The 11,864-nt window shown below is 62.9% G+C and carries 12 protein-coding genes; 4 read left to right on the top strand and 8 right to left on the bottom strand.

The genetic code is table 11. From position 1 onward, the window contains the following. The first annotated feature begins 154 nt into the window (after positions 1-154). Entirely contained in the window at positions 155-709 is a 555-nt protein-coding gene (locus tag ACUXH0_RS23270; protein ID WP_249262970.1) for a hypothetical protein, read from the top strand. Between the two features lie 228 nt (positions 710-937). Then, positions 938-1,285 carry a hypothetical protein gene (locus ACUXH0_RS23265; RefSeq protein WP_404944700.1) on the top strand — a complete coding sequence of 116 codons (348 nt, stop codon included), beginning with the start codon at positions 938-940 and terminating at the stop codon, positions 1,283-1,285. Between the two features lie 52 nt (positions 1,286-1,337). Here the strand turns inward: ACUXH0_RS23265 and ACUXH0_RS23260 are convergent, their stop codons facing one another. From ACUXH0_RS23260 to ACUXH0_RS23245, 4 genes are read right to left on the bottom strand one after another with little or no spacing between them, the layout of a single operon-like run. Next, positions 1,338-3,728 carry a serine hydrolase gene (locus ACUXH0_RS23260; protein WP_012430403.1) on the bottom strand — a complete coding sequence of 797 codons (2,391 nt, stop codon included), beginning with the start codon at positions 3,726-3,728 and terminating at the stop codon, positions 1,338-1,340. Then, positions 3,683-4,966: a putative glycoside hydrolase gene (locus tag ACUXH0_RS23255; RefSeq protein WP_012430404.1), complete on the bottom strand. Its 1,284-nt coding sequence runs from the start codon at positions 4,964-4,966 to the stop codon at positions 3,683-3,685. The genes ACUXH0_RS23260 and ACUXH0_RS23255 overlap by 46 nt, the downstream gene beginning before the upstream one ends. Then, positions 4,938-5,729: a polysaccharide deacetylase family protein gene (locus tag ACUXH0_RS23250; protein ID WP_004634052.1), complete on the bottom strand. Its 792-nt coding sequence runs from the start codon at positions 5,727-5,729 to the stop codon at positions 4,938-4,940. The genes ACUXH0_RS23255 and ACUXH0_RS23250 overlap by 29 nt, the downstream gene beginning before the upstream one ends. Positions 5,730-5,781: 52 nt before the next feature. Then, positions 5,782-6,375 (bottom strand): rhomboid family intramembrane serine protease, encoded by a 594-nt coding sequence (locus tag ACUXH0_RS23245; protein ID WP_012430405.1) that lies wholly within the window; start codon positions 6,373-6,375, stop codon positions 5,782-5,784. A gap of 180 nt (positions 6,376-6,555) precedes the next feature. Here ACUXH0_RS23245 and polX point away from each other — a divergent pair, with 180 nt between their 5' ends. Both polX and ACUXH0_RS23235 read left to right on the top strand, forming a co-directional pair. Continuing rightward, positions 6,556-8,304, top strand: a complete 1,749-nt coding sequence (gene polX, locus ACUXH0_RS23240) for a DNA polymerase/3'-5' exonuclease PolX (RefSeq protein ID WP_012430406.1) — start codon at positions 6,556-6,558, stop codon at positions 8,302-8,304. 161 nt (positions 8,305-8,465) lie between these two features. Next, positions 8,466-8,783: an HPF/RaiA family ribosome-associated protein gene (locus ACUXH0_RS23235; protein ID WP_012430407.1), complete on the top strand. Its 318-nt coding sequence runs from the start codon at positions 8,466-8,468 to the stop codon at positions 8,781-8,783. Positions 8,784-8,806: 23 nt separating this feature from the next. On the opposite strand, the gene phbB is transcribed toward ACUXH0_RS23235, so the two are convergent. Genes phbB through ACUXH0_RS23215 form a run of 4 tightly spaced genes read right to left on the bottom strand, consistent with a single transcriptional unit; the run spans position 8,807 to position 11,811 of the window. Then, positions 8,807-9,553, bottom strand: coding sequence for an acetoacetyl-CoA reductase (gene phbB / locus ACUXH0_RS23230; protein ID WP_012430408.1), 747 nt, complete (start codon positions 9,551-9,553; stop codon positions 8,807-8,809). 7 nt (positions 9,554-9,560) lie between these two features. Further along, positions 9,561-10,064: a hypothetical protein gene (locus tag ACUXH0_RS23225; RefSeq protein ID WP_012430409.1), complete on the bottom strand. Its 504-nt coding sequence runs from the start codon at positions 10,062-10,064 to the stop codon at positions 9,561-9,563. A gap of 8 nt (positions 10,065-10,072) precedes the next feature. Then, complete coding sequence (locus ACUXH0_RS23220) at positions 10,073-10,726, bottom strand: nitroreductase family protein (RefSeq protein ID WP_012430410.1); 654 nt, start codon at positions 10,724-10,726, stop codon at positions 10,073-10,075. Between the two features lie 47 nt (positions 10,727-10,773). Beyond that, positions 10,774-11,811, bottom strand: coding sequence for a zinc-dependent alcohol dehydrogenase family protein (locus tag ACUXH0_RS23215; protein ID WP_012430411.1), 1,038 nt, complete (start codon positions 11,809-11,811; stop codon positions 10,774-10,776). Between the last annotated feature and the right edge of the window lie 53 nt (positions 11,812-11,864).

Below are 11,864 nucleotides of genomic sequence, written 5' to 3'. Positions count from 1 at the left end.
GCGGATGACTCCATGCTAGGCAACACCGCCCTGAGAGCGTTGATCGACATCACGCCCAAACGCATCGCCCCCGCCGTAACGTCTTTGGCTCAGGCAGCTAACCGCCCCAAGAGAACCGACCCCTCAGGAGCGCCCGACAAGCCGATCTGGAGACTTGCGTCAGGTCAAATCCGGCAATACCGAAGTGCCTAATCTCCAGTCATATCAACCGGAGATCGTGATGCAACAGCCTACTGATGCCGTCTGCACCCTCGCCTGCGCCACCATGCGCGATGCCAGCCGCGCTGCGGAGTTCTTCGTGGATAGCGAGCTTCAGCTCGCGCGCCTTCGCGTCAAGATGGCAGAAACCGCATTGGATAGCCTGTCCCAGCTGGAGGGCCAGTTGGATACAGTCAAAGACTGGACCGCACTGGCCTCGGCGCAGAGCGCGTACATGAAGCTGCAAGCCAACCAAAGTGCGAGCACTGTTCGCCAGTGGGCCGACCTTCTCAATGAAGCGCAGCGGTCATATCTGCGCCAGGCGACAGAGTGGAACGACCAATTCCAACATCGTCCCGGAACGGCTGCATCTCCTGCACAACTGTTGATTGCGTCTCTTGACTCCTGGCAGACCTTGGTCAACACCTTCAACGCGATCGCTGCATCGGCTACGCAAGCCCGATCGCCATCGCAGCCGCAAGCGAAGTCCGGGAGCGCGCCAGGCGCCTGACGGCTTGTGGCTGTGAATGGAAATACGCCCGCCCAAAGACAATTTCCATGTGCCCTGTGCCACACAGGCACAGACGAAAGAGAGCAGCTTGATTTCTCTCAACGAGGGTCTCTGGTAGCTACCTATTCTTGAAATAGCCATCGGACATGTACGTGCCGAATGGAAAAGGTTTTGATCCAACGGTTGGACTTGATTTGTTTGCAGGAGCCCAAAATGCACAGGAAACTCATGATGACTCTGCTCGTCGTCGCAGCAGCCTCTGCGTCGGTGTACGCGCAGAGTCAGCCCGATACGGCACAGAACGGCGACGGAGAAAAAGCCAGCAAGGTGGATCCCTACACGGAGGGCGCAAAGCAAGCCAAGCCCGATCCATACACAGAGGGCTCAAGACGTGGCAAGTTCGATCCGTACACAGAAGGCGCAAAGGGCAAACGTGATGCCTATACCGATGGCGCCACGCAAGCCAAGCGTGACCCGTACACAGAGGGATCGAGACGCGGCAAGTTCGATCCATACACGGAAGGCGCAAAGGGCAAACGCGACCCACATACGGATGGCGGCAATCAGACGAAGTAGCCGCATCTGGTGTTGCCTTGTCAGGCTCCATCTGGGCGCGTAGCTGGCATCGTCAATACAGCAGATATGCCGCGCGCTGGGAAAGAAAGACATCGGCCTGTGCGGTGTAGGCTCGCTCGATCGCGTCCAGCGCAATGCCGTCACGCAGCATCGCCCAGACCGTCTCCGACCCGACAGACGTGCGGATCGCCTCCAGCTTGAACTGCTCGGGATAACGTTGCGACAGTACGCGGGCGAGCGCTAAACCGATGCGGCCCGGGCGGGTCAGAGCTGACACCCGGTGGATCGCCACACCCGAGCACGAGCGGCCATGGTACGGCCCTTCCGCAGGAACGAAATGGACGGGTGTATAGATGGCGCCCGTGTCCAGCGCATTGAGTTCTCGCGCGAGCGCCGCGCCGTCCATCCATGGCGCTCCTACCATGCCAAACGGCGCCGTCGTGCCTCTGCCTACGCTCACACGTGCGCCCTCGACCAACCCCACATCCGGATATCGCTCCAAGGCAGAAAGATCGCGCAGGTTCGGCGATGGCGGAACCCAACCCAGCCCGGTGTTGGCAAAGCGCATTGCACGGTCGTACTGCTCCATGGCCACCACATGCAGCGCCGCCCCGATGTGCAGTTCCCCGTTCAGCAACCTGGCAAGCTCGCCGATCGTCATGCCGTGCACAAGCGGCAGCGGCACATAGTTCGTCAATGAGCGGTCCGCCGTATCGGATACCGGCCCACCCACCAGATCACCGCCGAGCGGGTTGGGACGGTCCAGCACCAGCACTGGGATATGAGCCTTCGCAGCAGCTTCCAGCGTCGCCCCCAGGGTGGCAAGGTAGGTAAAGAACCGCACGCCGGCGTCCTGGAGGTCAAACACCAGGACGTCCAGATCGGCCAGCGCGCTGCGCGGCATGCCATTGCTGTTGCCATAAAGGCTATGGACGATCACGTTGGACCGCGGGTCGATCGTGTCACCAAAGCGCGCGTCGAGATCGGTGCCGATACCGTGCTCCGGTGCGAAGATCGCGTTCAACCGCACACCGGGTGCCTGACTGAGTACATCGATGGTGCGCCGCCCCTGCGCATCGAAGCCACTGTGGTTCGTGACCAGGCCGACCCGCCTTCCAACAAGCAGTGCGAAGCCGCCGGCCTCGAGCACGTCGATGCCTGTCCGTACGGGACCCACCGCCGTGGGTAAGCGCCGTTCCGCGCTGATCACAGCGTCGGCCATGGTCGGGGCACGCGTGGCGATCTGCTGACCAGAGAGCAGCGGCGCAGTGCTCGATACCAGATTCAGGACGGCTTCACGCAACGGCATGGCGTTACCCCGCTCGTCCGGATACAGGCGGCTCGTGAGCACAATGACAAACCGGCGCGTGACCAAGTCGATCCATAAGCCGGTTCCGGTGTAGCCCAGATGCTGAACGAGCCCCACGCGCGGTGCGCGATAGCGGTTGGGGATCAACGGCGCCTGCACTTCCCAACCCAACGTGCGCGTCGCCTCCACGGCAGTCGAACCGTCGGGCGTCAACAGCAGGGCAACGCTGTCCGGTTGCAAGATTTGGTGGCCCCCCAGGCTGCCCCCGTTGAGAAGCATCCTGGCGAACAGCGCGAGGTCATCCGCCGTGGAGAACAAGCCCGCATTGCCGGAGACACCCCCCAGTGCGGCGGCGGTCGGATCATGCACGTTGCCGCGAAGCCATCGTCCGTTGCGCACGATGGTCGGCGCGATACGGGCAATCGCCCTGTGGCTCGGACGGAACGCGGTGTCGCGCATGCCAAGCGGTCGAAAGATATGCTGCGCGCACCATGCGTCCAGTCCCATCCCGCTGACACGCTGGACAAGCTCGCCCAAGGCGACATAGTTGAGATCGCTGTAGATGACATTGCGCCCCGGCTCCCCTATCGGGGGCATGATTTCGATGGCGTGAAGCACCGTGGCGTGGCTGCGGAGTTCCGATCGGGCAGCCAGGCCCGAAGGGAGTCCAGACGTGTGATTGAGCAATTGCCGTAGGGTGATGCCTGCCTTCCCTACGTCGCCGAAGGCCGGCCAGTAACGGCTGGCCGGCGCGTCCAGTTCCAAACGTCCGCGCTCTGCCAGTTGCAGTACCGCCGTGGCCGTGGCCACTGCCTTGGTGAGCGATGCGAGATCGAAGATCGTGTCTTCGGTCATCGGCTCGGCGGGACCGGCGGATCGCTGACCCAGCGCAACACGTTCGCGCACCGCATTGGCTTCACCGATCGCGACGACAGCTCCGGCCACATTGGCATCGGCAATCTGCGCAGCAACTACGGCTTCCAGCTCGTGCATGGGCACTGGCGTACCCAGCGGCCCAGGGTCGTTGGCTGTGGGCGCGGCCTGCCCACTCTGCATGCAGGCCAACAGCGCCGCTGTCACTACCGCGACTATCGCGGCAAGTTGGCTGGATCGTAACGATTGCGCGCGTTCCATAGCATCCACCCGTTGGTGCCTTCCGCATCGGCAGCGTCGACCTGGGCGCGAATCATCTCGGCGTTGAACTCGCGACGATCAAAGGCATAGTCCCGGAACGCCTGCAGCCACGGCCGGAACCTCTCACCAGGCAAACCTGTGCGGCGCTTCGCTTCAGCGAGCGAACGCGAGACGATCTCGCCGGGCTGCTCGGTCGGCTTTCTGGTGCCCGGCAGGCCCCATGTGAAGCCGGAGGGGTACAGCATGGGCGAGATGTAATCGACCACGGCGCCCAGCGTGTTGATCTGCTGGCCAATCGCCGTGTCGTCGGTGTTCCAGCAGACGTAGCCGAAAATATCCGCCGCCAGGTAAATGTTGTACGCCCGCAGCCGTTCTCTCGCCCGCGCAAGGAACCCCGTGATGGCCGCAACCCGATGTGCTTGCGTGTTGGCTTGATGGAACTGCAAGCCATTGGCGTCCGGAAAGCGCAGATAGTCGAACTGGATTTCATCGAACCCCAGTCTTGCTGCCTCTTCCGCCACGTCAAGCGTGTTGGCCCAGGCGACTTCGACATTGGGGTCGATCCATTGTTGGTCTTCACGATCGCGCCAGACCTCTCCATCACGATCACGCACCGCCCATTCGGGGTGCGCTCGAGCCAAGCGGTCGTCCTTGAACACGACGATGCGCGCAATCAGATACAGCCCACGCAAGTGGAGTTTCCGAATCACGGCGGCGAACTGGTTGATGCGGGCCACCCGGTCTTTTTGTTCGGGGACTGCGCCCACCGCCACACGAGCCGCACTCGGGTAAGGTGTGTCGCCCCGGTCGCCCTTCATGTCGATCACCAGCGCATTGATGGCCGTCTGCCCCTGGAGTGCGACGGCGGCATCGCGCAAGGAACGGTTGGATACGCCCTGTACCGACAGGTAGACCGCCCGGGGCTTGATCTGCTTGAGCGGTATCTCGACTGCGGGTAGCGGGCCGCCAAGCACCAGCTCGGCACGCGCATAGCCGGGGGCGCGGACGCTGACCGTCGCCCGTGCTTCCACTGCCGAAGCTGGAATGGTAATCAGACCGGCAGCATCGGTCTTTCCGCTTTCGCCGTGAACGAATGTGATTGCGCCCTCTACAGGAACGCGGGTCTGTGCGTCTATCACCCTGACCTCGGCAGCGCCGGCAAACTGCGCCCAAGAGAGCAAGACCGCTGCAAGCCAGAGGTGTGCGCGGCTACTCATGATTACCACCCCCGGCTGCATTGAGAATGTTCGCCATGCATTGCGCACCACAGCCATCGGTGATCAGGTATCGGGGCAACGCCATGGCAGGTTGACTCGCCCGCAGCGGTTGCGCGTCCAGCGTGAAGGCTGCGGTATAGCCCTCCTCTCGTGCGAGGCGCTCCAGCTCGGGATCGTGGATGCCGAAGGGCCATGCCAGTGCGTGCACCGGGGCTCCGATCTCTGTTTCGATGCGCTCCTTCGCGCGGCGCAACTGATCGCGGGCGAACTTGGTGAAATCATCGGCGCTTCGGTGCATCCGCTCCACGCGGAAGTCCGGATGCCAGTACGTATGGGATTGCACGCCAAACTGTCCGGTGCGGGCCAACGCTCGCAACTGGGGCCAGGTCATCGCGTATGGAGCATTCGAGATGGCAGACGGGTACACAAATAGCGTCACGGGAATGCTCCGGCTGCGTAGCGCGGGCCACAAGGTCTCGTACACAGACCGATGGCCGTCATCCACCGTAATGGCAACCGCCTTTGCGGGCAGTGCACCTTGCTCGCCGTCGTGCCAGCGCACGATGTCTGCGAGCGGAACGATGCGATAACCCGCCGCCTCGATCGCCTGTAAATGCGCCTCGAATGTCTGCATCCGAACCGTCATGGTGCTATCCACTGTCGGTGCAAAGCGGTGATAGACGAGCACCACCACGTGCGGTTCCAGGGCGGGCATGTCTGCGTTGGCTCCAGGGCACGCAAACACCAGAATCGCCCAGCACAACGAGAAGACCCAGGTGTTCACAGCCGTGGCTCCGAATAAGGATGGAGGGTGCGCATCGCTTACCCCGCACCGCCTATGACTCGCGTGGGGTGCCGTGCAGCCAGTGCCAAAGCAGCACCCCGCTGCCCGCCATGCCGCCCAGATGCGCAAAGTGCGCAACATTGACTTCGGTGCCGCTCACGCCGAGGGTCAGCTCCACAATCGCATAGAGCGTCGCGAACACCCACGCCGGCATCGGGATGGGCGGGATCAACGGAACGATGATGCGATTGGGAAACAGGACGGCATACGCGAGAAGCAGTCCGAATACGCCCCCGGACGCGCCAATGACCGGCCCCGCCGGAAGAATGCTCAAGGCCGTAAAAGCGAGTTGCGCGAAGGCTGCACTCAAGATGCTGGACAGATAGAGCTGCCAAGTCCGAGGCGCACCCACGGTACGTTCGACGTCGCGCCCGAACAGGTAGAGGCCGAACATGTTGAACGCCAGATGCGCGCCATTTGCGTGCAGGAAAGCGTATGTCAGCGGCTGCCACGGCAGGAATCCTCCCACCACGCCGCCGCCAGATACGCCGAGTGGCCAGAGCGCAAAGGTTCGTAGCAACGCGTCCCCCGCAAAGACTTCTGCAACGAACGCCGCCACGTTGATGAGGATGAGCAGCTTGATCATGAAGGCACCCCTGATCTCTGCCCACGATACGGCTGCGCGCGTTTGCTGGGTTGATCTCGCGCAAGGCGGTTCGACTGTGTGCCGTGATCCTGCAATGCAACGCGTTCCGCTTGATGTGCCGCAAGGCCCCGGCATGGCCAGATGAAACGATGGAGCTACGTGCACGCAAGAGGATGACCCATGCCTTTGGCCGCTTCCTATCAATACCCCGCGAACCAGGCCATCGCCGCGATCTTCAACGAAATCGCTGATCTGCTGGAGATTGAAGAGGCCAACCCGTTTCGGGTGCGTGCTTACCGCAACGCCGCACGCACGGTCGAAGGCATGACCGAAGGCGTTGACGCCATGCTGGCACGCGGCGCCGATTTGACCGCCTTGCCGGGCGTGGGAGTCGACCTCGCGGCAAAGATGCGCGAGATCGTCGAAACGGGAAGCTGCGCCATGCTCACGCGCGTGCGGACCGAGGTTCCAGCGTACGTGCTTCAACTGCTCCAGTTGCCTGGCCTAGGCCCAAGGCGGGCCCGCGCGTTACAGCACGAACTGGGCATCACATCCCTGGATGAGTTGGCCCGGGCCGCGGCCGCTCACCGCATTCGCGAACTGCATGGCTTTGGCGCCCGAAGCGAACAGCGTTTGCTCGAAGCCCTCAACGCACGCTTGACGCGCGATCGCCGTTACGGTCTGGCAATCGCCAAGCCGTGTGCCGATGCATTGACGCATTACCTGCTGGCAAGCGGGCTGGTCGACCAACTCGTCGTTGCCGGCAGCTACCGCAGAGGGCGAGACACCGTGGGGGACCTTGATCTGCTCATCACGGGAAGAAAACGCGCCCAGATCGTGGAGCATCTCGTGCACTACAACGAGGTTGCCACCCGAATTTCAGCAGGCCCCACCCGCGCCAGCGTCGTCCTGAAAAATGGCATGCAGGTGGACTTGCGGGTGGTGCGGCCCGATGCTTTCGGCGCGGCGCTGGTGTATTTCACCGGCTCGAAGCCTCATAACATCGCACTGCGCAAGCTTGCGCAGGCCCAGGGTCTGAAGATCAACGAGTACGGCGTCTTCCGAGGAAAGGAGCGCATTGCCGGCCAGACGGAGGCATCGGTCTACAGCGCCGTCGGGTTGCCCTGGATCTGCCCCGAACTGCGCGAAGACCACGGGGAGATCGCAGCCGCGCAGTCGGGCCGACTGCCATCCCTTGTTGAGCAGGCCGACATCAAGGGGGATCTTCATGTCCACACATCCGCCAGCGATGGCACCGCCAGCCTTGAAGCCATGGCAGCACAGGCGCGCATGCTGGGCTATCAATACCTGGCGGTGACCGACCATTCGCCGCGCATTGCCGTGACGCACGGGCTCACCGCAGAGCGCCTGGCCGCACAAGCCGACGACATCGACCGCTTCAATGCCGAACACAAGGGTTGGCCCATGCTGCTCAAGGGGGTTGAAGTCGACATTCTGGAGGACGGGGCACTGGACCTGCCCGATTCGGTGCTGGGCCGCCTGGACCTTGTGGTGGGCGCCATCCACAGCCACTTCAACCTGTCGGCTGATCAACAGACATCGCGCATTCTGCGCGCGCTCGATCATCCGCACTTCAGCATCCTCGCCCACCCGCTGGGCCGCCTGATCGGCGAGCGCAACGCCTGCAACGTGGATCTCAAGCGGGTGCTGACCGCCATTGCCCAGCGCGGCTGCTACGTTGAGGCCAACGCGCAGCCCGCGCGCCTCGACCTGGCCGACATTGGATGCCGCCTGGCAAAGGCGGAGGGAGTGCTCGTGAGCATTGCGTCGGACGCGCACAGCCCGGCCGATCTGCTGAACCTGCCGCTTGGTGTCACGCAGGCCCGCCGGGCGTGGCTGGGGCAGGCAGACGTGCTCAATGCGCACACGCTCCACACGCTGCTTCCGTTGTTGAAGCGGACCATGTGACGACCACATGCGCACACCACCTCGGACAGTCTGTATCTGCAGCGCAACATGTCGTACGCCGTGCCCATCGGGTTGATCCGAGTCAAGGTGCCGGAAATCGTGCGGTCAAGAATGAACACATGATTTTCCACATCAGTAACCAGACCAATCGGAGCCAAACCATGAGCGTCCCAGTCGATATTTCTTTCCAGGGAATTCCGCATTCCAAGGCCGTCGAAGAAGCGGTTATCAAGCATGCAGACCGCTTGAAGCGTATTCGTGCCGATCTGATGCGGTGCCGCGTCAGCCTTGCCGTGGGTGCCAAGCACCAGCACCAGGGCAAGCCTTTCGACGTCAACGTCCACGTGTTCACACCGCATCAGACGCATATTTCGAGCAACACCTCCAACGAGGACCCATACGTCGCACTTCACGAGGCCTTCTCGCACGTGGAACGAATGCTCTTGGAAGCCGGTAGTAAACGCTCGTCACAGTCTTGAGGCGTCGTGGCCATGCACACGCGCTATTGCATGTGCAAGCCACCATTCACGGCCAGATTGGCGCCGGTTACGTAGGCAGCGTCCTCGCCGCACAGGAAGGCCACCAAGGCAGCCACTTCCTCCGGCCGGCCGAGGCGGCCTACGGGAATCTGCGGAAGAATCCGCTCTTGCATGATGTCGCTGGGAATATCGCGCGTCATTCGCGTGGCGAGATAGCCGGGCGAAATCGTGTTGACGGTCACGCCCTTCGCGGCGCACTCGAGGGCCAGCGCCTTGGTGAACCCGTGTATGCCGGCCTTGGCCGCCGCGTAGTTCGTCTGCCCGAACGCGCCCCGCGATCCGTTGACCGACGAGATGTTGATGATGCGGCCCCAACCGCGCTCGATCATGCCTTCGTACAGCGGCTTGGTCATGTTGAAGACGGAGTCGAGATCGGTGGCCAGCACGTTCCGCCAGGCATCCAGCGTCATGCGCTTGAAGGTCATGTCTTGCGTGATGCCGGCGTTGTTGACCAGAATGTCGACCGGGCCGACGGTCGAAAGCACGTCGGACGTGCATCGCTGGCAAGCGTCGTAGTCGGCAACATCCACCGCGAACGTCTGGAACAGCCGCCCCTGGGCATGCTGTTCCGCGATCCATGCAGTCACATGTGTATTGCCCATCGAATGGGTGACTACAACCCGATGCCCTTGTGCATGGAGACGGATGGCAATGGCTTCGCCCAGGCCGCCCATGCCACCGGTAATGAGCGCAATGCGATGTGTTGTCATGACGGCCTCATCGCGCCGTCGGACGTGCGCCAGCGCGCGGGCATCCGCGCTGGCACAGGAGCCACTCGTCTGGTCCGGGTTCGGTGCGCAACCGCACGACGGCATCAACCGGCTGCGCGCCTGCGCTCACGTTCACGGTCTGCATCGCACCGCGATACGCGGCCGTGATCTGATAGTGCCCGCGAGGCAAGCGCATATACAAGAGCGGCCCCTCCGTGCGCACGCGCAAACGGAGCTTGCCGCGATCATCCGCAACAGACACATCCACATCCGACAACGCCTCGCTGGTTCTGGCCGACACCACGTTCAGCCGCACGTTGAAGCGGCGTGCCATCGCACGCATGGCGTCGCGCTCGTCGCTCCCAACGCCTCCTGACACATAGGCGATCTCGTTCTGGAAGCGCACCTCTGGAGCCGCAGCATCGGGACCGACTGCGCCAGCGTGCGCGCTGGCGGCCAAAGCCAATGCCGCAAAAAGGCCGCGTGGCAAAAGACGACATGCGTGGCTCATCTCATACCTCATCGCTCGGCGGCCGGGTGGCCGACCGTCTGCGCCAGCACCGGCACTTCGTCTTCATTGAGCGACAAGGCTTCTGCCAGAAGGCGATGATTGAGCCAGCCACGTACCACACAACCCAGTTTGGCGGAGGCACAGTAAAGCGACACGTTTTGGGAGATCGCTCCCGCCGCGACACCGGCAAAGGTTTCACGCACGGCTTCCGGCATCTGGTCTGCACGTGCATGGTTCACCACGTACACCAGGTCGAGCGGCGCCTTGCCGACAAAATCCTGATAGCCGGTAAGGTTGCGCGCGTCGACGGCGTGCTTGAGCCGCAACCGGTGCGCCACCGGCTCGTATTGGTAGACACCTTCCGGCAGGGCGACGTAGATGTCGATCTCGTTCAGCCCGTGCGCTGAAGGCGCGGTGCGCCCGCCTGTTTCCGGCCGGTTGATGCCATTCGCCGCCCACAGCAATTCGCTGAGCTGCTGTAGCGACAGCGGCGTGGGCGCGAACTCCCGCACGCTCTTGCGCCTGGTCAGCGCTGCAATCAACGTATTGCCGCCATCCAATAGCGGCGACGCCAGTGCAATGGTTGCCGGCGCAGCACGGGACGTCGGCTGTGGCAGTAGATGTTGCACAGGGTCGTAAGACAGGAGCATCGCCTCGCTCATGGCATCCACCTCACAAAACAGAAAATCCATCGGACATGTGTCGCCGCCTATGCGGAGATGATCACCTTGAGCGCCTGCGTCTTTGCCGCGTTGCGGAACGTGTCGTAGGCGGCGAGGATGTCATCGAGCCTGAACCGGTGCGTAATGAGCCGCCCAGGCAGCAGCTTCCCCGCACGTACCGTTTTCAGAAGCATCGGCGTGCTGACGGTATCCACCAGCCTCGTGGTGATGGCGATGTTCTGGCTCCACAAGGTTTCCAGGTGAAGGTCCGCCTTGACGCCATGCACGCCGATATTTGCAATCACGCCACCTGGCGCAACCAGTTGCTGGCAGAGCTCGAACGTCGCGGGCACGCCCACCGCCTCGATCGCACAGTCGACGCCCACGCCATCCGTGAGCCGCTTCACGGCGGCTGCGGCGCCTTCACTGGAGACGTCGATACACGCCGTTGCGCCCAGCCTGGTGGCCACTTCCAGCCGTGCCGCGTTCGTGTCGATCATGATGATCTGCGCCGGCGAGTAGAACTGCGCCGTCAGCAGCGAGGCCAGCCCGATGGGGCCTGCGCCGACAATCGCTACGCTGTTGCCCGGCTGAACGCGGCCATTGAGCACACCGCATTCGAATCCGGTCGGAAAGATGTCCGACAGCATGACCAGCGCCTCTTCATCGACGCCCGGCGGCAGTTTGTAGAGGCTGGTCTCCGCATGCGGAATGCGGACGTACTCGGCCTGCACGCCGTCGATGCGATGTCCCAGGATCCAGCCGCCCGTCTCGCAATGCGAGTACATGCCACGCCGGCAATTCGCACATTTTCCGCAAGACGAAATGCACGAGATCAGCACGTGATCACCCCGCTGTAGCGATGTCACGGCCGCGCCGACCGATTCCACCACGCCCACGCCTTCGTGGCCCAGCGTGCGCCCCGGCTCGCAGGTCGGGACGTCGCCCTTGATGATGTGCAGATCGGTGCCGCAGATGGTGGTCAACGTGACGCGCACCACGGCGTCGCCGGGTGCCTGCAACTCCGGTTTCGGCTTGTCGGCCAGGGTGATCTTGCCAGGCCCCTCGTAGACAAGTGCTTTCATGGGAATCACCAAGGAAGACGATGACTCCATGCTAGGCAACCGCCCTGCGCGGA

The sequence above is a fragment of the Ralstonia sp. 110700041-2 genome, assembly GCF_056280165.1.
The sequence above is the reverse complement of the archived record's forward strand: the minus strand, read 5'-3'. Positions and strand labels throughout refer to the sequence as shown.